Genomic DNA, 25,993 nt, shown 5'->3' on the forward strand with positions numbered 1-25,993 from the left:
CGCCGCTGCTGACTCTGATTAAATAACTCAGGAGAACTCACCATGACCACAGCTTTCCCACAACATTTTCTTTGGGGTGGCGCTGTAGCCGCCAATCAGGTTGAAGGCGCATGGCAGGAAGACGGCAAAGGCGTGTCGACCTCCGATTTGCAGCCACATGGCATTTTTGGAGAACGCGTCGAGCGTCAGGCCGGTGACTGTGGCATCAAGGATGTGGCGATTGATTTCTATCACCGCTATCCGGAAGATATCAAACTGTTCGCGGAAATGGGGTTTACCGTGCTGCGCACCTCCATTGCCTGGACGCGAATTTTCCCGCAGGGCGACGAAACTCAGCCGAATGAAGCCGGGCTGGCATTTTACGACCGCCTGTTTGATGAGATGGCGAAATACAATATTACGCCGCTGGTGACCCTCTCCCACTATGAAATGCCATTTGGTCTGGTGAAGAACCATGGCGGCTGGGGCAACCGTAAAACCATCGATTTCTTTGAGAATTATGCCCGCACGGTATTTACCCGCTATAAAGACAAAGTGAAGCACTGGCTGACGTTTAATGAGATCAATATGTCGCTGCATGCGCCATTTACCGGCGTCGGCCTGCCGGAAGAGAGCGACAAACAGGCGATTTATCAGGCGATTCATCATCAGCTGGTCGCCAGTGCGCGCGCGGTTAAAGCCTGCCATGAGATCGTGCCGGACGGAAAAGTCGGTAATATGCTGCTCGGCGCGATGCTCTATCCGTTAACTTGCCGCCCGGCTGACGTAATGGAGAGCCTGCAACAGAACCATGACTGGCTGTTCTTTGGCGATGTGCAGGTACGCGGCTATTACCCAGGCTATATGAACCGCTTCTTTAAGCAGCACGGCATCAGCATTACCATTGAGGAGCAGGACAAACGCGACCTGCAACACACCGTCGATTTTATCTCCTTCAGCTACTATATGACCGGCTGCGTCACCACCGATGAAGAGCTGAATCAGAAATCACGCGGTAACATCCTTGATATGGTGCCGAACCCGCACCTCGCCAGTTCAGAATGGGGCTGGCAGATTGACCCTGAAGGCCTGCGCTACCTGCTGAATGTGCTGTGGGAGCGCTATCAGAAACCGCTGTTTATCGTCGAGAACGGCCTCGGCGCGCGCGACCGCGTCGAAGCGGATGGATCGATTAACGATGATTACCGCATCGCCTATCTTAACGATCACCTGGTGCAGGTGCGTGAGGCGATTGAAGACGGCGTCGACGTCTGGGGCTATACCTGCTGGGGGCCAATCGACCTGGTCAGCGCCTCGAAAGCCGAGTTCTCCAAACGCTACGGCTTTATTCATGTCGACCGCGATGATAACGGCAACGGCACGCTGGTTCGCACCCGCAAGAAGAGTTTCTTCTGGTACCAGCAAGTGATCAGCAGCCGCGGTGCTTCGCTGAAGTAATCTCCTCGGCTCACCCGTCTTCCGGCGTTCAGACTGGCCGGGAGCCGGGTGTCCGGCTGATATAAGGGAAGTGAAATGTTTAAACCTCTGATTTATCTGACCAGTGCCCTGCTGCTGGTCAGCCATTTTGCGATTGCCACGCCGGGCAAAGCGCTGCCGTTCACCCCCGATCATGCTAAACAGCTGCGGGTGATGATCAGCAGTGATGCGAAAAATGAAGCGGATGACGATTTTGCCATCGCGCATGCACTGTTAACCCCCACCTTTGAGGTGCGTGGGCTGATCGCCAGCCATTACAGCCGTACCGCGGCGATGCTCGGAAATACACTGCCGACCATGGAGGAGAGCTACAAGGAGTTAGCGCGGCTGAAAAAGGTGATGGGCGACAGCCCGACACCGCTCTATCGCGGTGCGCGGCAACCGCTGGGAGCAGCCGACCAGCCGTTAAGTGAAGGCGCTAAAGCGATTATTACTGAGGCGCAGCGTGATGATAAACGTCCGCTGTATGTGCTGATTCTGGGCCCCGCCACCGATATTGCACTGGCGTTACAAGCCGCTCCGGATATTGCTGATAAGCTGACGGTGGTCTGGATTGGGGGGAATCCTTATCCACAAGGCGGCTGGGAGTATAATCTGTTTAACGACCCGCAGGCAGGCAATGTTCTGTTTCAGTCTGCGGTGCCACTCTGGCAGGTGCCACACAATGTGTATATGTCGATGCGGGTATCGCTGGCAGAACTTGCCGTTAAGGTGAAGCCGCAGGGCGAAACCGGTCACTATTTATGGCAGCAGATGATCGATTTTAATCGCCGGGCATCCGCAACCATTAAAGATATCCCGTGGCCGAAAAGTGAAGTCTGGGTGCTGGGCGATAACCCGGCGGTGGGCTTGCTGCTGGATGACCATCAATACCATTATCAGGAAATCAGCGCGCCGACGGTTAATGAAGATCTGACTTACGGTAAAGGCACCCAGCCGCGTAAAGTGCGGGTTTATCAGAGCATTGATGCTCATTTCGTGCTGGAAGATTTCTTTGCCAAACTGCAACTGGCTTACGGTCAGTAAGCGGTCAGAGCTGCCGTCGGCCGACGGCAGCCTGTTATTCAGGCTTCGTTATCACTTTCTTTAATCGCCAGCGTCTCCTTTCTTACCCGCTCAATATGGATAGTCAGAAACATCCGCTCTTCGCTGCCCAGCGCATAGGCATATTTTTTCATCACATGTCGGTCAATCTTCTGCACGCACTGATATGACTGCGGATAACGGTCGCGCACCACATCATGCAGTGATTCATCTTCACTGTAGACGCCACGTTTACCCAGCATTCGCTGCGAGAAAAATTTCAGGTGGGTAACAAAGCGGTTATAGCTAAGCGAATCGGTCTGATAGTCCAGTTGCAACTGGTATTTAACGATATGCAGAACTTCCTGCATAAAATGGGTGATATGCATCACTTCCGGCATTTCGCTGTTAAGCTGGGCATTGACCAGATGCAACGCGATAAAACCGGCCTCGTCTTCCGGCAGTGTCACCGATAAACGCTTTTCAATTATTGCCAGCGCCTCCAGCCCAAGTGCGTACTCACGCGGATAAAGGCTTCGTATTTCCCACTGCAACACATTGCGCATCGGCAAATTCTGCCGCTGGCGCTCGAGGGCAAAGTTGATATGATCGGTCAGCGCAATCGCCACACTGTCATGCAGACGGGTATTCAGGCGCTCTTTCGCCAGCGCGATAATACATTCACTGGCAATCACCACTTCCAACGGAATTTCAGACAACAGTTCGCTTAACCTGCCGGTCAGTTCGTGGCTTTGCAGAGCAAAAATCTTTTCGATTAAGCTACTGTCCAGCGCATCGCCGGCGCGTTTTTTAAATGCCAGACCCCGCCCCATCACCACCTGCTCATGGCCCTGTTCGTCATGCACGATGACCACATTATTATTGAGTATTTTTGCTATTATCATTTCCCGGCCTGAAAACAAAAAAACCTGACCGCCAGAGAGGTAGTACTCTCCAGTCAGTCAGGTTTTGCCTGCACAATGGCAGTAACAATCCAGTCCATCACCTTAATTCATTCTGTTGTGGCCTCAAGTCCCTTCCGATGGAACTGTGAACTGGCTCGCGAATTGCCAGCTCGTCGAAAGGCCACTCTCTCGCCGTTAGTTGCAGGTCTGACTGCTACCCTCGACAAAAGTTTGTGTCACGGTAAACCCGTCATCACCCGCTTGCGGTAACATGATACGGGCCAGGCGTCTGGTTTCATCACCCTGTGCGGCAATATTAAGCGGAGTTCGCCACCATAAGTGTATTGGCACAGGAAGCCAATCCCGCGCCAGCTGACGGCATCCCACATGCAAAAGATATCCATCTCAGCAACGCAGACAAATAAAAAAGCATCACGAAAATCATGATGCTTTTGCTGTCGCGAGGTGATGATCAGTGCGGTAAAATATACATCTCGCGGCTGTAGGCAACATCTTCCGGATTGGTAATCGGATATCCTTTTACATACGGCTTAATCAGGCGGCCATTGGTGTACTGATAAATCGGCGCAATCGGTGCCTGATCGGCCAGGATCTGCTCGGCCTGATTGTAATCATCATTACGCGCCGCATCGTTATTTTCATTGCTGGCTTTTTCCAGCACGCTGTCGTAACTGGCATCCTTAAAGCGCGCAATATTACCGCTATGGCTGGAAGTCAGCAGACTCAGGAAGCTGGAAGGCTCATTATAATCCCCGACCCACGAAGCGCGGATAACATCGAAATTACCGGTGTTACGGCTATCGATATAGGTCTTCCACTCCTGATTTTGCAGCTTCACGTTTACGCCGAGATTCTTCTTCCACATCGACGCCACCGCAATGGCAATTTTCTGGTGATTCTCTGAGGTGTTATACAACAAGGTCAGATTCAGCGGTTTTGCCGGACCGTAACCGGCCGAAGCCAGTAACGCTTTGGCCTGCGCATTCAGCTCTTCCTGTGAGTGCTGTTGCAGAATGCTGGCTTTCGGTTTGAAACCAGCAGTCACGTCCGGCGTAAAATGCCAGGCCGGTTTTTCACCGGTGCCCAACACTTTTTCGGCGATAATCTGGCGATCAATGCTCCAGGATAAGGCTTTTCGCACCCGCACGTCGGCGGTTGGCCCTTTCTCAGTATTAAACGCGTAATAATAGGTACCCAGCTGATCGGGGGTATATACCTCATTAGGTATCTGTTTTTTCAGCAGCTGATAGAGGTTTTTCGGGAAGGACTCGGTGATATCAATATCCCCGGCGCGGTAACGTTTGGTGGCGCTGGACTCTTCGTTAATCGGCACAAAAGTCACTTTGGTCAGCACCGAGTGGGCGTTATCCCAGTAGTTATCGTTGCGCACCAGCACAATTTTTTCGTTAACCACCCGCTGCTGCAGTTTGTAAGCGCCGTTGCCGACCAGGTTGCCCACTTTAGTCCAGTCATTGCCGAGCTTTTCAATCACCTTTTGCGGTGTCGGATAGAGACTGAAATTGGCGGTCAGACTGACAAAGTAAGGCACCGGTTTATCCAGCGTGACCTGCAAACGATAATCATCCAGCGCGGTGACGCCGAGCTTATCCGCTGCCATCTCTCCTTTACTGATAGCGCCCGCATTCTGGATCCCCGCCAGTTCAGCAAACCAGGCAAAAGAAGAGGTATTCGCGGGATCGACCAGCCGACGCCAGCTGTATACAAAATCGTGGGCCGTGACAGGGTCACCATTGGACCAGCGCGCATCTTTGCGCAGGGTAAAGGTCCAGGTTTTGTTATCGTTGCTTTGCCAGCTCTTCGCGACGCCCGGCACGATTTTGCCCTGAGCATCCTGATTGGTCAGCCCTTCAAACAGATCGCGAATCACCTGAATTTCCGGCAACCCGACCGCTTTTACCGGATCGAGCGAAGCAGGTTCATCCTTAATATGACGGACGATTTCCTGTTTTTTTGCCAGTTGCGTGCCGGGCGGAACCGTGGCAGCCAGTGCCGAAGAACATGCGCTGGCGATCAGCAGCGCGCCCAAAGTAAAGCGGAACGGTTTGATCATAACGTACCCTTAACCAGTCACAGTAAAAGTTGAAAGAGTGATTCGCGGCCGAAGATTCTGACTGGCACTTTAGCGCAAATTGTTGATCGATAAATAGCTATTTTCTCTGCCGCCATTTTACGCTAGCTTTATTGAGATCACCTTCACAGGAGCGACACCATGTCCTTGTTACACCCGCGAGCGCAACGCGGCACGCTGGATGCCGAAATGAAAATTTATGGCAGCTCGGTGCTGGGCGCACCGCTGTTATGGTTCCCGGCACCGGCTGCCGATGATGACAGCGGGCTGATTCTGGCAGGCACTCACGGCGATGAAACCGCAGCGGTGGTGACGCTCTCCTGCGCCATGCGCACGTTACAGGAGCCGCATCGTCGGCACCATGTGGTGCTGGCGGTCAATCCCGATGGCTGTCAGCTTGGCCTGCGCGCCAATTCCCGTGGCGTTGACCTGAACCGTAATTTCCCGGCCGCCAACTGGCAGCCCGGCGAGACGGTCTACCGCTGGAACAGCGCAGCCGATCACCGTGATGTGCGGCTGTCCACCGGCGATAAACCGGCCTCCGAGCCGGAAACCGCGGCGCTGTGTCAGTTAATTCATCATTTGCAGCCGCAGTGGATTGTGACGTTCCACGAACCCTTAGCCTGCATTGAAGATCCGCACAGCAGCGCGCTGGGGCACTGGCTGGCGAAAAAAATGGCGCTGCCGCTGGTGACCAGCGTCGGTTACGCCACGCCCGGCTCGTTCGGTAGCTGGTGCGCCGACCTCAGCCTGGCGTGCATCACGGCTGAACTGCCGCCGGTTTCCGCCGATGAATCGACCGAGAAATATTTACAGGCGATGATCGATCTGCTTAGCTGGCAGCCGTAAGGTCAATACGGCCGCTGGAAAAGCGCAAAGCCGGTTCAACATCTGCCGCCAGCCAGGTCGGCCCGTCGAGATCGACAAAGCGCGCCAGCGGTGCCAGCGGTAACGCCGCGTTGATGGCTCTTGAGGTACAAAGCATACAGCCGAGCATAATAGTAAAGCCCGCCGCGCTGGCTTCCGCCGCCAGCGCCAGCGCTTCGGTCAGGCCACCGGTTTTATCCAGCTTAATATTAACCATCTCATAACGATTAACCAGCGCACTCAGGCTGTCGCGGGTATGGCAACTTTCGTCGGCACAAATTGGTAACGGATGGATAAAGTTCTCCAGTGCCGCATCATCGTGCGCGGGAAGCGGTTGCTCCAGCATCGCCACACCAATATCGGCCAGTAACTGGCAGCGCGCCGCCAGCCCTTCACTTTTCCAGGACTCGTTGGCATCAACGATCAGTAACGCTTGCGGTACCGCGCTGCGAATCGCCATCAGTCGTTCAGTCAGCAGATGATCGTCAAGTTTGATTTTCAGCAGCCGCGCACCATTTTCCCACAGCGCCAGCGCGCTGGCGGCCATGGCTTCCGGGCCGTCAATGCTGACGGTCTGCGCCATCATCACCTCATCAGGCATCATGGTGGCGGTCAGTTGCCACAACGACTGGCCGTCACGCCGCGCCTGCCAGTCCCACATCGCGCTGTCGATGGCATTGCGCGCCGCCCCAGCGGGCAACAGGGTTTGTAACTCCGCGCGCGTTATGCCCCGCTCAAGCTGCGGTAACAGCGCGCTGATTTGCGCCAGTACTGAGGCTTCGCTTTCACCGTAGCGCGGATAAGGAGTACATTCTCCGACGCCTTTGATGCCTTCTTGTTCCAGCTCAACCACCACCACGCCCGCTTCGCTACGCGCACCACGCGCAATCACAAAGGGCGAGTGCAGCGGCCAGGCTTCCGGATAAACTTTTACCGCTCTCATCCACGCTTCCTTTTTCCAGGTAATACTCAGGTTGTAGCGCATCGCGCACTTCACCGCTATTCGCTCAGGCAAAAATTTACACCTGTGCCAGTCTTAGGGTTCAGCCGGTGTCACCGATATGTCATCTGTTGCCTGAATAATTTCTCTCTGTTTATTCAGCCAGATGTCCTACACTGGCCGACCAGTCAAACACATGTCAAAAGGAATCAATATGTCTCAGACAGTTCATTTTCAGGGCAACCCGGTCGCAGTTGCTGGTCAGATCCCAACGCCTGGTCAGGCAGCTCAGCCGTTCACCCTGGTCGCGAAAAATCTTTCTGACGCTTCACTGGCCGATTACGCGGGCAAGCGCAAAGTACTGAACATCTTCCCGAGCATTGATACCGGCGTTTGCGCGGCATCGGTACGCAAATTTAATCAGCTGGCGGGCGAGCTGGATAACACCGTGGTGCTGTGTATCTCCGCCGATCTGCCGTTTGCGCAGTCGCGCTTCTGCGGCTCTGACGGCCTGACCAACGTGGTGACGCTGTCAACGCTGCGCGGTGGCGAGTTTAAACAGAATTACGGTGTGGAAATTGTTGACGGTCCACTACAGGGTCTGACGGCCCGCGCGGTGGTGGTACTGGACGATAAAGATCAGGTGCTGTATAGCGAGCTGGTCAAAGAAATCACCACTGAACCGAATTATGATGCGGCTCTGGCGGCACTGAAATAATCGAAATAAGGGTACGCCGGCGTTTTTGCCGCCCGTATCGAGAGCTGGCATCCGTTTTCTCGTAGGGGCGACGTTCTCGCCGCCCGTGCTGAACATCTGCACCCGCATGCCATCAGGACGGGAGCCGAAAACGGCTCCTCTACATTTCCCGGAATACCGCCAGGGTCTGGATTACGACTCTTTCTTCTGCCCCAGGCCATATTCGCGCAGTTTATTGGCGATTGCGGTATGGGAAACCCCAAGGCGCTTAGCCAGTTTGCGCGTGCTCGGATAGGAGAGATACAGGCGCGTCAGCACCGAACGTTCAAAGCGGCTGGTGATCTCATCCAGCGAGCCTTCAATCGCATCATCCCCTGGCAAAACGTCCATGGCAAACTCCGGCAGCACAATATCCTGTGGACGTAGCTCATAGCCTTCCAGCTGGGTCAGCGCACGATACAGCGAATTTTTCAGCTGACGCACATTGCCCGGCCAGTTGTAGCGGGTTAAGAACGCATTCAGCTGTGGCGACAGCCGTGGCCGCGCCATACCCTGTTCGTCGGCAAAACGTGCAACAAACAGTTCGGTCAACGGCAGAATATCCTGTGGACGATCGCGCAATGGCGGCAGATTAATGGTCAGTACATTCAGCCGGTAGAACAGATCTTCACGGAACTCGCCGCGATTCACCATTTCGGTCAGATTCTTCTGCGTCGCGCAAATGACCCGCACATCCACATGCACTTCATGCTCTTCCCCTACCCGGCGGAAAGTACCGTCATTCAGGAAGCGCAACAGCTTAGTCTGCATACGCGGTGACATTTCACCAATTTCATCCAGCAGCACCGAGCCGCCGTTAGCCTGTTCGAAGAAGCCTTTTTTACCTTCCAGCGCATTGGGATAGGCTCCGGCTGCATGGCCGAACAGTTCACTTTCTGCCACATCATCCGGCAGTGATGCGCAGTTCAACGCCAGGAAAGGTTTTTTACCGCGTGTACTGCGCAGATGGCAGGCGCGCGCCAGCATATCCTTACCGGTGCCGGTATCGCCGACAATCAGCAGCGGCGCATCAAGCATCGCCAGCTTGCGAGCCTGCTCCACCACCTGACGCATTTTCGGGTTGACCGCCACGATATGGTCAAATTCAGAATCATCATTGACCGCCAGATTCTGCAACTGTTGCCCCATCCGTGCCGTCGATTTCAGCATGATTACCGCGCCCACCAGACTGGTTTGCGCCTCGTCATCACCGGCGGTATAGATTGGCCGCGCTTCCATCAGAAAATCGCGCCCCTGAATGACCACGTGCTGGGCGTGCGCCTCAACGCGCTCACTCTCCAGCCAGCGGCTAAAATTAAACCCGGAAATTAATGCGCTGACGTTGTGATTACGCATTTTCTGTTCATCGAGTTCAAACAGCGCCTGCGCCGCCGGATTCGCCAGTTCGACCTTACTTTTCAGGTCGACGGAGAAAACCGGCTCCGGCAGAGCCACCAGCAGCGCACTCAGGGCGCGATGTTCGCGTTCAGACGGCATAAAGGCCACGGTACGAACGTCGGTGACGCCGGGGATGCGACGAATCTCCGCCATCAGATTACTGAATTGCTCAAAGGCAATGGAGGAGAAGTTGAGATAGATACGGCCGATAGCGGCGATTTCGATACCGCGAAGATCGATGCTGCGTTCGACCAGTAAATCAAGCAGTTCACGAGTCAGACCAATTCGGTCCTGGCAAAAGACTTCCAAACGCATTGGGTTGGCCTTGTTCAAAATAGAAAAAAAGCGGTTACTGAAATAATACGCCAGGATGTGTCAGGTCAGAAGCGTTCTGTCATGAAAAGTTGACAGCTTGTGACATCCGGCCAAAAGAGAGTAGCTGAAAAGGTATCGATAATCATGCCTGAATGGATTTTTTTAGCGGGATATAGCAAAAACCGAGCATCAATTAGTGAATAGTGGCGAACTGTTCGCCACTAGCGGTCTACTTCTCTGATTTGTTGGTGCTGTTTTGCAGCGACTCTTTCAGCTGACTAATCAGCTCACGGCGGAAATCGCCCAGGCGCGGTTTATCTTCCTCCAGCCACGGCAGCGGGCGGCAGAGCTCCATCGCTTTAATGCCCAGCCGCGCAGTCAGTAAACCGGCGCCGATACCTTGCGCGGCGCGAGCCGAAAGGCGTGCGGCAATATCCTGTGACACCCAGTCCATGCCTACTTCCCGCACCAGTTCGGAGGCACCGGCAAACGCAATATTCAGCAATACCAGACGAAACAGACGGATACGGCTAAAGTAGCCAAGCTCAATGCCATACAGCGCGGCAATGCGGTTTACCAGCCGCAAGTTACGCCAGGCGATAAATGCCATATCCACCAGCGCCAGTGGGCTGACCGCAATCATCAGCGTTGATTCTGCGGCGGAACGGCTGATTTCGCGGCGTGCCTGACGATCCAGTACCGGTTGCACCAGCTGCGCATACAACGCAACGATCTCACGGTCATTATGAGTTTCATGCAACGAGGCCTGCCAGCGCTGAAGTGCCGGGTGCCCCTGATCCAGACCCGCCTGACGCGCCAGCTTTTCGCAAAACGCGCGACCCTTGCCCATGCCGTGACTGTTTAGCAGTTCCCGACCAATGTCGCGCTCTTCCGCGCGCTGGCGCAATTTGTACAGTCGTCGCCATTCGGTCGCCAGCGAACCCACACCGGCCACAACGATCAGCCCAGCGGCCACACCGCCGCCGAGCGCCGCCCAGTCCTGAGCCAGCCAGGCGTTATGGATCCACTGCACGCCCTGCGCCACCACGCTGACGCCAAACAGGCCCAGTCCGGCGGTCACCATTTTGCGCCACAGGCTGCGCTTCGGCCTTAGCGCGGCTTCCACCGCCCGTTCACCGGCGCTCTCTTCCAGCGGCCCGGCCTGATCATCCGGCAAGGCAATAAATTGTGCATCCTCCTGCGGTTCAAACGCCACCGCCGGTTTAATCAGCGGCGCCGGTTCCGCTTCCAGCGGTTTAGCGAAATCAATGCGCGGCTTAAGCGGTGCGTTCATCGCAGTTTATCTCCCAGTAAAAATTCCAGTGCCGCATCCATACGGATATGCGGCAGTGGCCGATCGACATCAAGATTTTGCGGCCGGAACTGTTCAAAGTGAAAACCCTGCTGCTGCCAGAAATTGTGTCCCGGCAGGCGTGGCGGCACTTCACCTGGATAAAAGGTTAACGCGGCATCATCCTGCAAGCGATGACCGCGCAGCGCCGGGATTTTCTCGCCGTTATGATCGACCAGGCCACTCTGCGTGGCCTGCACCGAAGCCAGCCCGACACAATCCATACTGATGCCTTCAAAGGCGGCATTTTGCCATGCATCCTGCACCAGCTGCTGTAACAGTGACACCAGGTTAGCGTGCTGATCGGCAGTAACATGATCCGATTTGGTGGCGGCAAACAGCAGTTTATCAATCACCGGTGAAAACATGCGGCGAAACAGCGTGCGCTGGCCGTAATGGAAACTCTGCATCAGTTGGGTTAGCGCCAGGCGCATATCGTTAAAGGCTTGTGGACCGCTGTTCAGCGGTTGCAGGCAGTCGACCAACACAATCTGGCGGTCAAAACGCAGGAAATAGTTTTTATAGAAGTCTTTTACCACATGATTGCAGTAATAATTAAAGCGTGCGCGCAACGTACCAATATTGCTGTGTTTATCGGCCTGCGCTAACTTTGATTCACCGGCAGCATCCACATCCGGCCACGGGAAAAACTGCAGTGCGGGCGCACCGGCCATATCGCCGGGCAAGACAAAACGCCCCGGCTGAATAAAGTGCAGCCCTTGCTGTTTGCAGTGCAGCAGATAGTCGGTCCACGCCTGCGCAATTTCTGCCAGACGGTTTTCATCGGCGGGAGCCAGCGGATCCAGTCCGGCGCACAGCTCACGCCACGGCTTCGCCCATTCGGCACGATCGCCCTGTAACAAGCCAGTCATCTGACGCGACCAGCTCAGATAATCCTGCGCCAGCATTGGCAGATCGAGTAACCATTCGCCCGGATAATCGACGATTTCGAGATAAAGCGTTGAGGTCTCTTTAAAGTGACGCAGCAGCGAATCGCGCGATCGATAACGCAGCGCCAGTCGCATCTCGCTGACGCCGCGGGTTGGCGTGGGCCAGGCGGGCGGCGTGGCGTACAGCTGCGATAAACCTTCATCGTAAGTAAAACGCTGAATGCCCATATCGCGTTGCGGCACCCGCTTCACGCCCAACAGCCGCTCTTCACGCACCGCTGAAAACATCGGCAGCCGTGCTCCGGCGTGCACATTCAGTAACTGGTTAACCATCGAAGTAATGAAAGCCGTTTTACCACTACGGCTGAGGCCGGTGACGGCAAGACGCAAATGGCGATCCACACCACGATTCACCAGCGACATCAATTCATTTTGCAGTCGTTTCATTGGGAAAGTTGACGCCTTAACAGAGTGATTATTTGCCGATTCAAGGGGCTTTTCAGGCCGTCATCACCACAAAACGCTGCTGTTCCAGCGTAAATTCGGCGACAACCGGCATGCCCAGTCGTTGATGGGCACGAATAGATCGCGGATTGTTTTCATTGATAAACAGTAAACCCTCGCGTCCATTCATGGCGGTCTTGAGTTCTTTTACCAGCGCAGAGAGCAGCTGCTTGCCGCGCTGGCTGGCATCAATGCAAACCGGGCCATAAATCCAGGCATCAGGCTGGCCCGGATAAGCCTGTAACATCGCGCGCACAGGCGCGGCGGAGACCGCGTCCCGACTGGCACTGAACAGTACCGCCACCACCTGACCTTCAACGATCGCCACTACGGTGGGTGAGGTGCGTTGCAGCCAGCCGCTGACCTTTGCTGTCGAATAGCTGCCATAAAGCGCCCCGCCTTTTGCGGCAGAGTTGGCGACCAGTAGTTGGGTGATCTGATCGACGTCATCAGTGGTGGCAAAGCGGATTGTCGCAGACATCATAGCCTCCTGATAATAGAATAGCATGACGAGGGGCGGCTGTTTGAATCAGCTTTTGTTCCAGCGGGCAGTGACACCGCGTAGCACCCGCTTTAACAACGGCTCCAGCGCCAGTGCCAGCAGAATTTTTAACGGCCGACGGGCGACCGATTTCACCGCCCAGCCCGCAACGCCTGCCGGGCCATAGTTCAGTGCATTAATAATGATAAATTTGCCAGCCGATTTCAACGCGGGCGCGGCGTTACGGCGTGCAGTCTGTTGCCAGTTGCGCATCAGGGATTCTCCCGGTAAAAAAATGTCGGGCCAGACAGCAGCCCGCGTTAGCAGAAATCACAGCTGGCTGAAGCGGCTACGCACGCTAAAGGTTTCTGAAGTCACATAACGTTCAACATCGCGTAACTGTGCTTCACCCGCCTGTAACTCACTGCTGAGGTCGTTAAGCAGTTGATGTGCCGTGACCGGCTGTTGTTCGCTATCTGCGCCATACGGCATCGGATCGAGCACCCAGCCGAGAATAAAGTAGGCGATGACGGTAAACATAAACAGGCCGAAAAACAGCGACAGCACCGCAATAATCCGCACTAATCGCACCGGAATATTGAGATACTGGGCAAGACCGGCGCATACGCCTTTAATCTTTCCTTGCTGCGGAATGCGCCACAGTTTATTGCCTCTGACGAATGATCCTGTCATGGCTGCCTCCAGTGCGGATGCTCAGCATCAAGAATCTCTTCCAGCGCCTGAATACGCTCGCGCATCCTTTTGGCATCCTGGGTTAACTGCTGCAGACGCTGCATCTCATTTTGTGATAGCTCAGCGCCGCTGTTCTGACGATTGCTGTAGTGCAGCCATAACCAAATAGGTGCGACAAACAGCACAAAAATTGTCAGCGGTATGGCAAGAAATAACGCGCTCATTCACTCTCCTTGATGTTATCTGGCCGTCAAGCGGGACGGTGATGACCGGGCGGACAGCGCAGCGGCTGCCCGCGGGCGAAGTTACTCGCTACGGTTCATTTTGGCTTTTAACGCATTCAGTTGCTCACTGATTTCATCATTGGCTTTCAGTTCAGCAAATTCCTGATCCAGCGTTTTCTTTTTGCCAAAGCTGACGCTCTCAGCTTCCGCTTCCATATGGTCAATACGACGTTCAAAGGATTCAAAACGTGCCATCGCTTCATCGATTTTTCCGCTGTCGAGCTGACGGCGCACATCACGTGATGAAGAAGCCGCCTGATGACGTAAGGTCAGCGCCTGCTGACGAGCGCGAGTCTCGCTCAGTTTCTTCTCCAGCTCACCAATTTCGCCTTTCATACGATCCAGCGTCTCTTCAACCTGCGTCACTTCCTGCGTCAGGGTAGCGATCAGATCGGTCAGTTTCTGTTTTTCAATCAGTGCTGCACGCGCCAGATCGTCTTTATCTTTACGCAGCGCCAGTTCGGCCTTCTCCTGCCACTCACTCTGCTGCGTCTCAGCCTGCTCAATACGGCGAATCAGCTGCTTCTTCTCAGCCAGCGCACGGGCAGAGGTAGAACGCACTTCAACCAGTGTGTCTTCCATTTCCTGAATCATCAGGCGCACCAGCTTCTGTGGATCTTCCGCTTTCTCCAGCAAAGAATTGATATTGGCGTTCACGATGTCGGCAAAACGAGAAAAAATACCCATAATCAAAATCCTCATTAATATTGTCTGTGTTACGCCATGCTCTGCACAGCTGCTGTTAATTAATTCAAGATGCGTGCCAACTTTTATGTTGTTGATTTTTAATGATTCACTCACTTTACTTTGCCGGGTGCGGCGCGTAATGTGGTTTTAATCACTAACACCTGGTGAAATTCATCATGAGCGAACATATTGAAAATCTGCTGGGCGAGTCGAATAACTTTCTTGAAGTGCTGGAACAGGTTTCCCGGCTGGCTCCGCTAAACAAACCGGTTCTGGTTATTGGCGAGCGCGGTACCGGTAAAGAGCTGATTGCCAGCCGCCTGCATTATCTTTCCGACCGCTGGCAGGGGCCATTTATCTCGCTTAACTGTGCGGCGCTAAACGAAAACCTGCTCGATTCCGAGCTGTTTGGTCATGAGGCTGGCGCGTTCACCGGCGCACAAAAGCGCCACCTCGGCCGCTTTGAGCGCGCTGATGGCGGCACGCTTTTTCTCGACGAGCTGGCTACGGCACCGATGCTGGTACAGGAAAAATTGCTCAGGGTGATTGAGTATGGCCAGCTGGAACGCGTCGGCGGCAGTCAGCCGCTACAGGTCAGCGTGCGGCTGGTGTGTGCGACCAATGATGATTTACCGGCGCTGGCGCTGGCGGGTAAATTCCGCGCCGATCTGCTGGACCGGCTGGCATTTGATGTGGTACAGCTGCCGCCGCTGCGCGAGCGTCGCAGCGATATTCTGGTGATGGCCGACCATTTCGCCATTCAGATGTGCCGCGAACTGGGCCTACCGCTGTTTCCGGGCTTTTCACCCTCGGCACAGCGTGTGCTGCTGGATTATCACTGGCCGGGCAATGTGCGTGAGCTGAAAAACGTGGTGGAGCGCTCGGTCTATCGCCACAGCGCCATCGATGAACAGCTGGATGCGATTATTATTAACCCGTTCAGCCGTTCGACAGCGCCAGAAGCTGCCAAAACCGATCACTCCCCTTTTCCCGATCTGCCGCTTGATCTGCGCCAGTGGCAAAACCAGCAGGAAAAAGCGTTACTGGAAAAGAGCCTGCATCAGGCGCGCTTTAATCAACGTCGCGCCGCAGAGTTACTTGGCGTGACCTACCACCAGCTACGCGCCATGTTGAAAAAACATGGAGTGCGGGTGGATGGGGAGGAAGAAAGCTAAGCCACGGATTAGATGTTGCTTAGCTTTTTGAGGGCGCACTACTGTCAATATTTAACCTGTGTATTTTACGACGTTTAAAGTAATTGTTGACAGGACGCTCGACAAACAAGAAAGCCATTATGCCCGCTACTATTGAACTCATAAGTAAGAATAGACTAAATAAGATACTAATTTGTTCCAGGTGCAATTTGCGCAAAATAATGGCACAGGCAGAGAGAGTAAAGGCATGAATTAAGTAAATAGAGTAGGAAGCATCACCTGAGAGCAGGAGTTCTCTTTTAAAGATAAAGTTAGCTGATGCTATATAACGCTCCATCCCAACTAAGCCAACGAATACCATAAACATAGGTATACCACCGCCAATCAAACGTCCGGCAAACCCATGCCAGGCACCATACTGGTTTTGTATAGCCAGAAGCGCAATACCGACAATCAAAATTGGTATTGCAAGGGTTAATGGCGGATTTTTATTGGTTAAAAGATAAAATGCTGCGATACCCAGTACAAACTCCAGCAATAAAACATTAGTTAAAAAACGCAGCGTGTGATTTTCTGGTGGGAAGTAGTGCCCTGTCAAACATAATGCAGTAATGATAATGGTACAAAGAATCGCGCTGTTCTTTTTGAATGCAATGCCTAAGCAACTCGCAAAAATCAGATAAAAGATGAACTCAAAACTTAGAGTCCAGCCATTTTGCACTAACAATTTGTCACCCAGAGGAATCAGGGTATATGACGAGAATATGCTGGTTTCGCCGCCGGATGAATTGACCATTGATGGCGCAATCAAATATACACCCAACGCGACCGTAGACATTATCCAGTAAAGAGGAATAATCCTTTTGATTCTGTCACGCATAAAGCCGCTGAAAGATACACTCCGGCGTGCGGTGGTATAGCACATGATAAAACCAGAGATAATAAAAAAAAGGTCCACGCCGTACTGACCGATATCAAACCAGCTAAGCGCATGATTAAAGTACTGTTCACCTTTAATCGAGATATGATACATCACTACCATTATCGCTGCGATTGCTCGCAATAGTTGAACAGTCACAATCATGATAATTCTCTCAAAAGATTTATCGAGAAATCGTATTAGCAAAATTGATGATTTTCCAGTTAGGATTTGTCTTAAAAATCTATCCCCCTACTCACCCGTTAAATTACACCATTAAAAACATAAAGTTACGCCCAAACAATAATTAAAGCCAACAATAAAATAACATTAGAGTGTTTTATATAATGACCGAAAGCCAAAGTATGCTGATTCAGTAACTCACCCTTCATGCACGTCAGCTAACAGCCCATTCCGGGTTAACAACAGCCTTAAGAGCAAAAAAAAAGCCCGCGCAAGGCGGGCATAAAATACTGGAAGCAATGTGAGCAATGTCGTGCTCTTCTTCGGTAGAGCCACCGTTGAAGTGCAGATGAATAGTAATCATTCTCACTATCATCTGTAAAGCACTTTGTTGAGAATTTTTCTCATTACCATAGCATTGTTGTGCGTATTATCATCAGCGCAGCCTTTCCGACAGGCGTAATAAAAAATAAAATCGCCTGGAAAAGAGCCAGTTACCCAGTCAAACTTTGGGGCAACGCCCAGAGTGCGATACACTCTGCACATTGCCCGTGAACCCAAAAAACCCGATGCCAAAAATATTCTCCACCCTGCTTCTCGGACTCAGCGTGTTAAGCACCGCTGCCTGGTCGGCAACGCCCGGCGATATTCGCCAGAGCGGCTTTGTCTATTGCGTCAGCGGCGTGATGAACACCTTTAATCCGCAACTGGCCAGTAGCGGGCTGGCGGTCGATACGCTGGCAGCGCAACTCTATGATCGCCTGCTGGATGTTGACCCTTATACCTATCGACTGATTCCGGAGCTGGCAGCCAGTTGGGAAGTCCTGGATAACGGTGCCACGTACCGTTTTCATTTACGTCATAACGTGCCCTTTCAAACCACAGGCTGGTTCAAACCGACGCGTATGATGAATGCCGATGATGTGGTGTTCAGCTTTGCGCGTATGTTCGACCGAAAGCATCCCTGGCATAATGTGGGCGGCGGTAACTATCCTTACTTTGACAGTCTGCAATTCTCCGATGCGGTTCAGAGCGTTAAAAAACTCGATAACGATACGGTGGAAATCCGCCTGAACAGCCCGGACGCCTCTTTTCTCTGGCATCTGGCCACCCACTATGCCCCGGTACTCTCAGCGGAATATGCCGATAATCTGGGTAAAATTAATCGTCAGGAATTAATGGATCGCCAGCCGGTCGGCACCGGGCCGTTTATGCTCAACGAGTACCGTACCGGGCAATTTATTCGTCTGGCGCGTAATCCTGAGTACTGGAAAGGCGTGCCGCGCATGCCGCAGGTGGTGGTCGATATGGGTGCCGGTGGCATGGGTCGATTGTCGAAATTGCTGACCGGGGAATGTGACGTGCTGGCCTATCCGGCGGCCAGTCAGTTATCGATTCTGCGCGACGACCCGCGTTTGCGTCTTACCTTACGCCCGGGCATGAATATCGCCTATCTGGCATTTAACACCCGCAAAGCGCCGCTGGACCGTGCAGAGGTGCGTCAGGCGCTGGCGCTGGCGATTAATAACGAGCGACTGATGGAGTCGATTTACTATGGCACTGCTGAAACCGCCGCCTCGATTTTGCCGCGCGCCTCCTGGGCTTATGATAATGATGCGCGCATCACGGAATATAATCCGCAAAAGGCGCGCGATGAGCTGAAACGGCTCGGGCTGGAAAATCTGCATCTGAAGCTGTGGGTGCCGTCTGCTTCCCAGTCGTGGAATCCCAGCCCGCTGAAAACCGCCGAGCTGATCCAGGCGGATATGGCACAAGTGGGCGTTCGCGTCACCATTGTGCAGGTTGAAGGCCGCTTCCAGGAGGCGCGTCTGATGGAAATGAATCATGACCTGACGCTGACCGGCTGGGCGACCGACAGTAACGATCCGGACAGCTTCTTCCGTCCGCTGTTAAGCTGCGCCGCGATTAATTCGCAGACCAACTTTGCCCACTGGTGCAATCCGGCGTTTGATGAAGTGCTGCATAAAGCGCTGTTGTCGCAACAGCTGGCGGCGCGTATTGACCGCTATGATGAGGCGCAGAATATTCTGGCGCAGGAGCTGCCGGTCTTGCCACTGGCTTCTTCGTTGCGGTTGCAAGCCTATCGCCATGATATCAAAGGGTTGGTGCTAAGCCCGTTTGGCAATGCCTCTTTTGCCGGTGTACATCGTGACGAAGTGAAGGATCTGAAGCGATGATTATCTATACGCTGCGCCGTCTGGTGCTGTTACTCACCACGCTGTTTATGCTGACACTGGTCGGCTTCAGCCTGAGCTATTTCACGCCCAATGCCCCTTTGCAGGGGGCATCGTTGCTGGACGCCTGGCTGTTCTGGTTTAAAGGCATCCTGCAACTGGATTTCGGCGTTTCCAGTATCAACGGCCAGTCAATCAATCAGCAACTTCGTGAAGTATTTCCCGCCACGCTGGAACTCTGTCTGATGGCATTCAGTCTGGCGCTGCTGGTGGGTATTCCGCTGGGGATTATGGCTGGCGTGATGCGCAATAAATGGCCGGATAAACTTATCAGCGCGCTGGCGTTACTGGGTTTTTCGATGCCGGTATTCTGGCTGGCGCTGCTGCTGACGTTGTTCTTTTCGCTCAACCTCGGCTGGTTGCCGGTTTCGGGGCGGTTTGACTTACTGTATCAGGTGAAAACTGTCACCGGTTTTGCGTTAATTGATGCCTGGCTTAGCGACTCGCCGTGGCGTGATGAAATGCTGTTCAGCGCTTTCATCCATATGATATTGCCGGTCACCGCGCTGGCGGTCGCCCCAACCACCGAGGTGATTCGTCTGCTGCGCATCAGCACCAGCGATGTGATCGACAAAAACTATATCAAAGCGGCGGCAACCCGTGGCTTATCGCGTTTTACCGTGATTCGCCGCCATGTGCTGCATAACGCCCTGCCGCCGGTGATCCCGCGCCTGGGCTTGCAATTCGCCACGATGCTGACGCTGGCGATGATCACCGAAGTGGTGTTCAGCTGGCCGGGATTAGGTCGCTGGCTGATTAATGCTATTCGTCAGCAGGATTACGCGGCCATTTCCGCCGGGGTTATGGTGGTGGGTGGCATGGTGATTACGGTCAACGTGCTGTCCGATATTTTAGGTGCCATGACCAATCCGCTGAAGCATAAGGAGTGGTATGCACTGCGATAGGACAAATGTCAAAACAACTCACGCCCCGTATTTAGTACTATAGAACGCTGGAAATAGCCTTTTTAACACTCATTTATATACATAATATGGTTGTGTTTTAAAGGCTGCTTTCACTTTGCAACGTCTACCGATTACCATTCCTGCATCGCTGGTAGTGCCGGTTCGTACAAATGCTTTGATCACAGACGCGGCTTGTACAGTCACTCTTGGGTAGCCATAGCTCTTAGCTGCACTAACAAATCATCAATCATCCAGCCCGTGCGTGATTAGCCCATCAATGATCAGTCAATAGGATTTATCCCACTTCAGGTGTATACTTTTGTCTCATTCTTCATGTGGAGAAAATGATGTTGAATGGAATTGGCAAAAACTTTGTAAGATTTGCTGGCGTTCTCTCTGCTTGTTCAATCATTTCCGGATATACCTCATTGGAGCTGGCACCTGTACGATTTTGGTTTTGCGTAATGATGGTGATCGCCTGGGCACATACAGAATGGGAAGTTTTCAGAAGTAGACGGAATGGGCAGGAAAAAGATTAAATGTGTTTGGGGCTGAAGCCCCAAATACAATGGTGCGGAACAGGACATTTTCACTGAAAATCAATAAATTAAGCCCATAACCATTCAATCCTGCATTGTTATGGAAACCAATTGCTCCTTCTGATGTTATTGATTTATTTGTGATGGAAAGAGCGACTAAACTCTGTAACCGCATAGTCAGTTTAGATTGACAACATATCATCAAAATTAGGCTCAAGGCGTTTATCGATAACACCTTCGATTGCCTGATCCCCCAAATACTGAGTCATAATAGCAATTCCTCCCACAAGATATCCCACAGCATTAATTTTCATCTCTGAAAAAGGTTACAGATAGCTATACAAGCCTCTTTTTATAACTAATTTGCGCCTTATGTGGAATACAGAACACTTTTTCGAAAGAATTGAAACAACCCCCGGCGTGGATCATATGCTGCGGGCGCGCGAAGGCGTCCTGAATGCAGGGATTTACATCAGACCACACATTTATCTTGAACATGAAATTATGTGGTTCCTGCAGGCGGAGGGGTTCATTTCAATCCCATGAAAAAAATAACGCTTTTGACAATATCATTAACTTCGTTGTGCATATAGAAAACGAAAAATCATTCAGTATTACTCTCCATGAGACCACGCCACATTGCAGGCTTTCACCCAACCACTTCTCCCGCACCTTTAAAAAATAATGCATATCAACGTTTAAGATTATCTGGTGCAAAAAATAGGGCAATCGGCTGATCTGCTAAGAAATAATAATATGAGCATTACAGATATAACCTATCAGTGCGAATTTACTGATAGCGCCTATTTTTGTTTAAAGTTCAGGCAGGCATTTCTGGCCGATGACAGCGAGACGATTCTCCGCTTCGCCGCAGAAGCGCTAACCGCTGGCATGGCTGCGGCCCTTGTTACGCTGGTGGCGATTCGCGGCGGCCCGCCGGGGGCGCAAATGGCGGTTCGCGAAGATGGCTTATATTGTGGATTTGTCTCCGGCGGCTGCGTGGAGGCCACCGCTGCTCACGAAGCCATGCAGGTGATTTTTTCCGGTACAGACCGCACGGTGATATACGGGGACGGCTCACCTTATTTTGATATCACCCTTCCCTGTGGAGGTGGCATTGCTCTGAGCATTCATAAATTGCGCGCAGCGCGGCCGTTTTACATCGGCGCGCTCGGTAGCCACCGAACTCATTGTCAGCGCGTCCAAAAGCTAAGCGAACCTGGCTGGAGTCGCGCAGAAACAGACCGAATCAACGCGCCAATAGGCATATTCCCTAAAGCGCGCGACGCGCACTCGCTGGCGCTTTCAGTATTAGCTGATGTCGCGGCGTGCCGCTCCGGCACAGGGGGAAAATAATGCCCTCGCCTGTCGTCATTATTCTTGCCGCCGGACGCGGAGAAAGATTCCTCGCGTCCGGCGCAACGACGCACAAACTTGATACGCTGCTCAATAACCAACCTGTATTGTGGCATATCATTCAGGTGGTAAAAGCCGCCGGTCTTGGCTGGCACCTTGTCAGGCCGGAGGGCGGTACTGGCGGAATGGGTGAGTCTATTGTGCCGGGCGTCAAGGCCACGTCAGAGGTCTCGGGCTGGCTTATTCTGCCTGCTGACTTACCCTTAATCCAACCGGCTTCGCTGCTACACGTCGCCGAGGGATTAAGGGTAAAACCGGTTGTGGTGCCGCATTATCAACAGCGCCGGGGGCATCCGGTGGGATTCTCACGGGAATATCTGCCGTCGCTGATTGCCCTCTCAGGTGATACGGGGGCAAAGCACATCGTGCGGGATTCACGGCGGGAAGGAAAAGTGATGGCGTTATCCCTCAATGATGCGGGCACCATTCACGATATTGATACGTGGTCCAATTTTCACCTTGCCGCGCGATTACTTCGCATTCGTGCGCGATAAGTTGACTCAGCCAAATTTTCTTCGCTCAAGCCGATTCTCTCACACACTCACCGGTATTTCGCGCTATTAAAAGTATACCCAGCGGATATCGATGACATTCCGTAGATTCAAACGCCAATTTCGTCGGTTGCAGAGCAGCGGGCCGGGAGTTGTCGCTGAATGACATTAGTTTAATTACCAAAATTAAGATTATAAAGAAATTTGCTTATGAAACAGATTGCTGAAATTTTGTGTATTAGCACAAAAGTAAAAAATGGACTGAGTACAGCCGGTAAAAAATAAGGAAGTCAAAAAGAAAAGTGTGATTCAGGATTATTTTTAGAGTTATAGCACGAAAAACACCGAAAGATGATATTGATAACCATTATCATTACATGGGTTAATTATTACCCTGAAATCGATCGATTATACTGCCCATTGATATCCTGAAATAAAAAACTCTTTTTCAGCAGCCAATCTCTGGACTAATAGTCCATAAAAAGACAATTTCACAACATAAAACTCCACACAACAAACAAAACCATTTCATAAGATTTAATGTTTGTTTGTTGTTTTATCCTGCAAATAGCGTGAATCACGAGACTTAAATCTCAACAATGCAAGTTAATACTTAAATATCAACGAGTTAATCGTGGTTTTGGTTCGAGGTCTTAATTTGTTTAAGATTTAAATCAACGAAAAAGTGAATTATTAACCATTATTAGTGCATAAATGATCACTTTTTGCTGCGCCACTAATGAGAAAAATTACCATCAAGATGAAAATTGCCTTTAAAAGGCAACAAACAAGGAGCGCTCTGCGTCAGAAGAAGCATATGCTCAGAACAAACCAGGCAGTGTATTAATCTGAGAAAAATTCAGGGATGCATAGCACCTGAGGAAGTGAAAATACCAATTGAATCATGTAATTAAAAAGTTCTGCTATATCGCAAAAAGCACCAATGGCGAAAAATACGTCTGACACTCACAGGCATTTTTACCCGTTTATTCAACATACAATTTAAGTCATTCAGAAAAATAAGGAGATAACTTTGAGTAATGTAGATTTTACCGTCGAGAAAATTAGTCTCACGAGTCTGCCCAGCAGATCAAGCGATGTCACGTTTATGCTGAAATTCTTTATCTATATCTCAGTTATTGGAACAGGGATATATTTCGCCATGAATGATTCATTATGGGTTAAGTCTGCTGGTGTATTTTTAATGGGTGCCATGTTTGCACATGGCGTTGAATTACAACATCAAGTTTTGCACGCACAGGGAATAAAGAACAGAAAAGGCAACGAACTAATTGGTATTATATTGGGTTTGCCAATGCTTGTCTCCTATGCTGATTATAAATATAGTCACCTGAATCATCATAAGTTTTTAGGGACGCCACAAAACAAAGAGTACTTTGATTACGGAGACCAGTACGGAACGCTGAGTTTCATGACGATCTGGGCTTTGTTTTCTCGTCTCTTTATGATTCCTCAATATTATGCGTTTATTAAAAAGGCCTTTATCGCCCTCACCTTTCAGGATTATGAGGACACCACGCCGAAAGTATCCAGACAGATTCGCAGAGACTATCTGGTGATGATTTTGGTGATTACAATTCTGACTCTACTGTCATACCTGTATGGATGGGAGATTATTGCTACATTTTGGCTGATCCCCTTTATGATAATTGCATCGCCTGTACATGCACTGATTGAAATGCCCGAACATTATCAATGTAATACCGAAAGCACACATCAATATTCAAATACACGAACGATTAAAAGCAACGCATTCATGACATGGTTTACTAATGGCAATAACTTTCATGTGGAGCATCATATGATGCCCGGCCTGCCGATAGATCGCCTGCACGATTTACATGCCAAAATTAGCGGCAAGTATGAACATTACAGCCCAACCTATCGCGCCTTCTATATGGGGATTCTGAAAGCAATGTTACGGAAAGAAAGTAATGAACAATGAATTCTACCTGCAAGAAGCCCGTTACTTTCAGGATAAATTTAACAGCAGAGGATTAGCTGACCAACTGGAAAAAACCAGAAGACATAATCAGCTTCTCGATTCAGACCGAGAAATAATTCAAAAATCGCCCATGTTTTTTTTAGCCACGTCATCTCCGGATGGTTACCCGGATTGCTCCGTAAAAGGAGGAAATCCAGGATTTGTAAAAATAGTAAATTCATCCACATTAATCTTTCCTGATTATGACGGAAATGGCATGTACAGAAGCTTAGGCAACATATCCTCTAATCCTAATATAGGAATGTTATTTCTTGAGTATGAAGGTGGACGAAGAAAGTTAAGAATCAATGGGCAGGCCGCTGTAAGTGAAGATCCGGATATTTTAATCAAATTACCTGGGGCAAAATTAGCGGTTATTGTGGAAGTCAGAGATATTTTCCCTAACTGCCCGAGATATGTCCCGCAACTGGAAGTAAAGCAAAGCTCGGCTTATAACCCAGATTATGGATATAACCCACCGGAACCCGAGTGGAAAAGTAAAGATGATCTCAAAGATTTTGTACCAAAAAAGGAGTGAGAATATGAATGCCAGACAACAGCTTGCCACAGGGATTGACGTTTTCGATACCACGCTTGAGGAACAAAAAACCCTGAATTCTTTTTACCTGCGGGAAATCGGGCAACCGGCCAACTACAGGGAAAGTCCAGGTTTGAGTGAGTATTTTTTCATCGAAGAAATCGAGGACAGATGGAATGCTTATGAAGCCTCCAGACTGGGAGAGCAAGAGTATCCTACAAATGCGGAAGATTTCCAGCGGTGGTACAACAAACTGCACAGGGCGCACAGAAAAATTGTGGCCCCCTTTTTTACTCGCCTGGCTGAGCGTTCAACTCTCGAAGAGTTATCGTTTTATATTGCGATGGAAAATGAGGTCGATGGACGCTTTGACGATGTGATTTCTCTTGCTCAACTGGGTATGACCGGCGATATGAAACTTGCTCTCGCCGAGAATTATTGGGATGAAATGGGGATGGGCAGCTTAGAGGAGATGCACACGGTTTTGTTTACCGCCTCGGCAGAAAAGTTGCGGAAGATTGCAGGTCTAACGTCAGAAAAAATTCAGGTCCCTGCCGCAGCACTAAAAAATGGCAACCTGTTGTTGATGTATGCTTTGCGCAGAAAATACCACCCACGATTGCTGGGGACACTGGCCATCCTCGAGCATACCGCGCCATATCGATTTGCCAAAACCGTGCACGCAATGCGCCGGTTAGGAATGCCTGAGGATGTCATCTATTACCATGATATGCATATTCAGGTCGATGCGAATCACGGCAAGCAACTTATCGAAAGGGTTTTAATGACGCTGGCTAAAGATAACCCGGAAATCATCCCGGAGTTATGCATCGGTTGCCTTGTCCGATATAACGTTGCTGTGGATTATTACCATAGCGTTGAAGCTGAAATGGATAAAATTATCTCACAAAAAGAAAAGGAATATTAA

Annotated in this window: 24 protein-coding genes; 12 read left to right on the top strand and 12 right to left on the bottom strand. The window is 51.3% G+C overall.

Annotation, left to right across the window (positions count from 1 at the left end; translation table 11 throughout):
• The first annotated feature begins 42 nt into the window (after positions 1–42).
• Positions 43–1,437, top strand: coding sequence for a glycoside hydrolase family 1 protein (locus NG42_RS09260; protein WP_052899023.1), 1,395 nt, complete (start codon positions 43–45; stop codon positions 1,435–1,437).
• A 75-nt stretch (positions 1,438–1,512) separates the two neighbouring features.
• A complete protein-coding gene (locus NG42_RS09265; RefSeq protein ID WP_082203864.1) occupies positions 1,513–2,502 on the top strand; it encodes a nucleoside hydrolase in 990 nt (329 codons plus the stop codon).
• A 38-nt stretch (positions 2,503–2,540) separates the two neighbouring features.
• On the opposite strand, the gene licT is transcribed toward NG42_RS09265, so the two are convergent.
• Together licT and NG42_RS09275 are read right to left on the bottom strand one after the other, a co-directional pair.
• A complete protein-coding gene (gene licT, locus NG42_RS09270) occupies positions 2,541–3,404 on the bottom strand; it encodes a BglG family transcription antiterminator LicT (RefSeq protein WP_052899024.1) in 864 nt (287 codons plus the stop codon).
• Positions 3,405–3,876: 472 nt separating this feature from the next.
• Positions 3,877–5,496, bottom strand: coding sequence for a peptide ABC transporter substrate-binding protein (locus NG42_RS09275; protein WP_052899025.1), 1,620 nt, complete (start codon positions 5,494–5,496; stop codon positions 3,877–3,879).
• Positions 5,497–5,655: 159 nt separating this feature from the next.
• Here NG42_RS09275 and mpaA point away from each other — a divergent pair, with 159 nt between their 5' ends.
• Positions 5,656–6,363 (top strand): murein tripeptide amidase MpaA, encoded by a 708-nt coding sequence (gene mpaA, locus NG42_RS09280; RefSeq protein ID WP_052899026.1) that lies wholly within the window; start codon positions 5,656–5,658, stop codon positions 6,361–6,363.
• Here the strand turns inward: mpaA and ycjG are convergent.
• Positions 6,347–7,324 (bottom strand): L-Ala-D/L-Glu epimerase, encoded by a 978-nt coding sequence (gene ycjG, locus NG42_RS09285; protein WP_052899117.1) that lies wholly within the window; start codon positions 7,322–7,324, stop codon positions 6,347–6,349. The genes mpaA and ycjG overlap by 17 nt on opposite strands.
• 211 nt (positions 7,325–7,535) lie before the next feature.
• On the opposite strand from ycjG, the gene tpx reads away from it, so the two are divergent.
• Entirely contained in the window at positions 7,536–8,039 is a 504-nt protein-coding gene (tpx, locus tag NG42_RS09290) for a thiol peroxidase (protein WP_052899027.1), read from the top strand.
• 171 nt (positions 8,040–8,210) lie between these two features.
• On the opposite strand, the gene tyrR is transcribed toward tpx, so the two are convergent.
• From tyrR to pspA, 8 genes are all read right to left on the bottom strand, one after another.
• Positions 8,211–9,770: a transcriptional regulator TyrR gene (gene tyrR, locus NG42_RS09295; protein WP_052899028.1), complete on the bottom strand. Its 1,560-nt coding sequence runs from the start codon at positions 9,768–9,770 to the stop codon at positions 8,211–8,213.
• Between the two features lie 229 nt (positions 9,771–9,999).
• Entirely contained in the window at positions 10,000–11,064 is a 1,065-nt protein-coding gene (locus NG42_RS09300; protein WP_052899029.1) for a YcjF family protein, read from the bottom strand.
• Positions 11,061–12,458 carry a YcjX family GTP-binding protein gene (locus NG42_RS09305; protein WP_052899030.1) on the bottom strand — a complete coding sequence of 466 codons (1,398 nt, stop codon included), beginning with the start codon at positions 12,456–12,458 and terminating at the stop codon, positions 11,061–11,063. The genes NG42_RS09300 and NG42_RS09305 overlap by 4 nt, the downstream gene beginning before the upstream one ends.
• Positions 12,459–12,510: 52 nt before the next feature.
• The gene (locus NG42_RS09310) at positions 12,511–12,996 is read right to left on the bottom strand and encodes a GNAT family N-acetyltransferase (protein WP_052899031.1); all 486 of its coding nucleotides are present in this window, start codon (positions 12,994–12,996) and stop codon (positions 12,511–12,513) included.
• 48 nt (positions 12,997–13,044) lie between these two features.
• Positions 13,045–13,269: a phage shock protein PspD gene (gene pspD / locus NG42_RS09315; protein WP_052899032.1), complete on the bottom strand. Its 225-nt coding sequence runs from the start codon at positions 13,267–13,269 to the stop codon at positions 13,045–13,047.
• 57 nt (positions 13,270–13,326) lie between these two features.
• Positions 13,327–13,689, bottom strand: a complete 363-nt coding sequence (pspC, locus tag NG42_RS09320) for an envelope stress response membrane protein PspC (protein WP_052899033.1) — start codon at positions 13,687–13,689, stop codon at positions 13,327–13,329.
• Entirely contained in the window at positions 13,686–13,913 is a 228-nt protein-coding gene (gene pspB, locus NG42_RS09325; RefSeq protein WP_052899034.1) for an envelope stress response membrane protein PspB, read from the bottom strand. Before pspB ends, pspC begins: the two co-directional genes overlap by 4 nt.
• Positions 13,914–13,994: 81 nt before the next feature.
• A complete protein-coding gene (gene pspA / locus NG42_RS09330) occupies positions 13,995–14,660 on the bottom strand; it encodes a phage shock protein PspA (RefSeq protein WP_052899035.1) in 666 nt (221 codons plus the stop codon).
• Positions 14,661–14,836: 176 nt separating this feature from the next.
• Between pspA and pspF the strand changes: the two genes are divergently transcribed.
• Positions 14,837–15,835 (top strand): phage shock protein operon transcriptional activator, encoded by a 999-nt coding sequence (pspF, locus tag NG42_RS09335; RefSeq protein ID WP_052899036.1) that lies wholly within the window; start codon positions 14,837–14,839, stop codon positions 15,833–15,835.
• Positions 15,836–15,854: 19 nt separating this feature from the next.
• Here pspF and NG42_RS09340 read toward each other — a convergent pair whose 3' ends face one another.
• Positions 15,855–16,898 (bottom strand): acyltransferase family protein, encoded by a 1,044-nt coding sequence (locus NG42_RS09340; RefSeq protein WP_052899118.1) that lies wholly within the window; start codon positions 16,896–16,898, stop codon positions 15,855–15,857.
• 587 nt (positions 16,899–17,485) lie between these two features.
• Between NG42_RS09340 and sapA the strand changes: the two genes are divergently transcribed.
• The 7 genes from sapA to NG42_RS09375 all read left to right on the top strand — a co-directional run bounded on the left by sapA (position 17,486) and on the right by NG42_RS09375 (position 25,993).
• The gene (gene sapA, locus NG42_RS09345) at positions 17,486–19,114 is read left to right on the top strand and encodes an ABC transporter substrate-binding protein SapA (RefSeq protein WP_052899119.1); all 1,629 of its coding nucleotides are present in this window, start codon (positions 17,486–17,488) and stop codon (positions 19,112–19,114) included.
• The gene (sapB, locus tag NG42_RS09350; RefSeq protein WP_052899037.1) at positions 19,111–20,076 is read left to right on the top strand and encodes a putrescine export ABC transporter permease SapB; all 966 of its coding nucleotides are present in this window, start codon (positions 19,111–19,113) and stop codon (positions 20,074–20,076) included. The genes sapA and sapB overlap by 4 nt, the downstream gene beginning before the upstream one ends.
• A 1,295-nt stretch (positions 20,077–21,371) precedes the next feature.
• Positions 21,372–21,971, top strand: a complete 600-nt coding sequence (locus NG42_RS09355; protein ID WP_053115638.1) for an XdhC family protein — start codon at positions 21,372–21,374, stop codon at positions 21,969–21,971.
• Positions 21,971–22,525 carry a nucleotidyltransferase family protein gene (locus tag NG42_RS09360; RefSeq protein WP_052899038.1) on the top strand — a complete coding sequence of 185 codons (555 nt, stop codon included), beginning with the start codon at positions 21,971–21,973 and terminating at the stop codon, positions 22,523–22,525. The genes NG42_RS09355 and NG42_RS09360 overlap by 1 nt, the downstream gene beginning before the upstream one ends.
• Positions 22,526–23,555: 1,030 nt before the next feature.
• A complete protein-coding gene (locus NG42_RS09365) occupies positions 23,556–24,488 on the top strand; it encodes a fatty acid desaturase family protein (protein WP_052899039.1) in 933 nt (310 codons plus the stop codon).
• The gene (locus NG42_RS09370; RefSeq protein ID WP_052899040.1) at positions 24,478–25,065 is read left to right on the top strand and encodes a pyridoxamine 5'-phosphate oxidase family protein; all 588 of its coding nucleotides are present in this window, start codon (positions 24,478–24,480) and stop codon (positions 25,063–25,065) included. The genes NG42_RS09365 and NG42_RS09370 overlap by 11 nt, the downstream gene beginning before the upstream one ends.
• 4 nt (positions 25,066–25,069) lie before the next feature.
• The gene (locus NG42_RS09375) at positions 25,070–25,993 is read left to right on the top strand and encodes an iron-containing redox enzyme family protein (protein WP_053115637.1); all 924 of its coding nucleotides are present in this window, start codon (positions 25,070–25,072) and stop codon (positions 25,991–25,993) included.

The sequence above is a fragment of the Winslowiella iniecta genome (genome assembly GCF_001267535.1).
GTDB classification, from domain to species: Bacteria; Pseudomonadota; Gammaproteobacteria; order Enterobacterales; family Enterobacteriaceae; genus Erwinia; species Erwinia iniecta.

Excerpts from the sequence above, each read along its gene's own strand:
- mpaA (WP_052899026.1), top strand. The coding sequence starts at position 5,656 with ATGTCCTTGTTACACCCGCGAGCGCAACGCGGCACGCTGGATGCCGAA.
- pspF (WP_052899036.1), top strand. The coding sequence starts at position 14,837 with ATGAGCGAACATATTGAAAATCTGCTGGGCGAGTCGAATAACTTTCTT.
- pspC (WP_052899033.1), bottom strand. The coding sequence starts at position 13,689 with ATGACAGGATCATTCGTCAGAGGCAATAAACTGTGGCGCATTCCGCAG.
- NG42_RS09310 (WP_052899031.1), bottom strand. The coding sequence starts at position 12,996 with ATGTCTGCGACAATCCGCTTTGCCACCACTGATGACGTCGATCAGATC.
- licT (WP_052899024.1), bottom strand. The coding sequence starts at position 3,404 with ATGATAATAGCAAAAATACTCAATAATAATGTGGTCATCGTGCATGAC.
- ycjG (WP_052899117.1), bottom strand. The coding sequence starts at position 7,324 with ATGAGAGCGGTAAAAGTTTATCCGGAAGCCTGGCCGCTGCACTCGCCC.
- NG42_RS09340 (WP_052899118.1), bottom strand. The coding sequence starts at position 16,898 with ATGATTGTGACTGTTCAACTATTGCGAGCAATCGCAGCGATAATGGTA.
- tyrR (WP_052899028.1), bottom strand. The coding sequence starts at position 9,770 with ATGCGTTTGGAAGTCTTTTGCCAGGACCGAATTGGTCTGACTCGTGAA.
- NG42_RS09260 (WP_052899023.1), top strand. The coding sequence starts at position 43 with ATGACCACAGCTTTCCCACAACATTTTCTTTGGGGTGGCGCTGTAGCC.
- NG42_RS09275 (WP_052899025.1), bottom strand. The coding sequence starts at position 5,496 with ATGATCAAACCGTTCCGCTTTACTTTGGGCGCGCTGCTGATCGCCAGC.
- NG42_RS09300 (WP_052899029.1), bottom strand. The coding sequence starts at position 11,064 with ATGAACGCACCGCTTAAGCCGCGCATTGATTTCGCTAAACCGCTGGAA.
- sapB (WP_052899037.1), top strand. The coding sequence starts at position 19,111 with ATGATTATCTATACGCTGCGCCGTCTGGTGCTGTTACTCACCACGCTG.
- tpx (WP_052899027.1), top strand. The coding sequence starts at position 7,536 with ATGTCTCAGACAGTTCATTTTCAGGGCAACCCGGTCGCAGTTGCTGGT.
- pspD (WP_052899032.1), bottom strand. The coding sequence starts at position 13,269 with ATGCGCAACTGGCAACAGACTGCACGCCGTAACGCCGCGCCCGCGTTG.
- NG42_RS09265 (WP_082203864.1), top strand. The coding sequence starts at position 1,513 with ATGTTTAAACCTCTGATTTATCTGACCAGTGCCCTGCTGCTGGTCAGC.
- pspA (WP_052899035.1), bottom strand. The coding sequence starts at position 14,660 with ATGGGTATTTTTTCTCGTTTTGCCGACATCGTGAACGCCAATATCAAT.
- sapA (WP_052899119.1), top strand. The coding sequence starts at position 17,486 with ATGCCAAAAATATTCTCCACCCTGCTTCTCGGACTCAGCGTGTTAAGC.
- NG42_RS09375 (WP_053115637.1), top strand. The coding sequence starts at position 25,070 with ATGAATGCCAGACAACAGCTTGCCACAGGGATTGACGTTTTCGATACC.
- NG42_RS09360 (WP_052899038.1), top strand. The coding sequence starts at position 21,971 with ATGCCCTCGCCTGTCGTCATTATTCTTGCCGCCGGACGCGGAGAAAGA.
- NG42_RS09305 (WP_052899030.1), bottom strand. The coding sequence starts at position 12,458 with ATGAAACGACTGCAAAATGAATTGATGTCGCTGGTGAATCGTGGTGTG.
- NG42_RS09370 (WP_052899040.1), top strand. The coding sequence starts at position 24,478 with ATGAACAATGAATTCTACCTGCAAGAAGCCCGTTACTTTCAGGATAAA.
- NG42_RS09355 (WP_053115638.1), top strand. The coding sequence starts at position 21,372 with ATGAGCATTACAGATATAACCTATCAGTGCGAATTTACTGATAGCGCC.
- pspB (WP_052899034.1), bottom strand. The coding sequence starts at position 13,913 with ATGAGCGCGTTATTTCTTGCCATACCGCTGACAATTTTTGTGCTGTTT.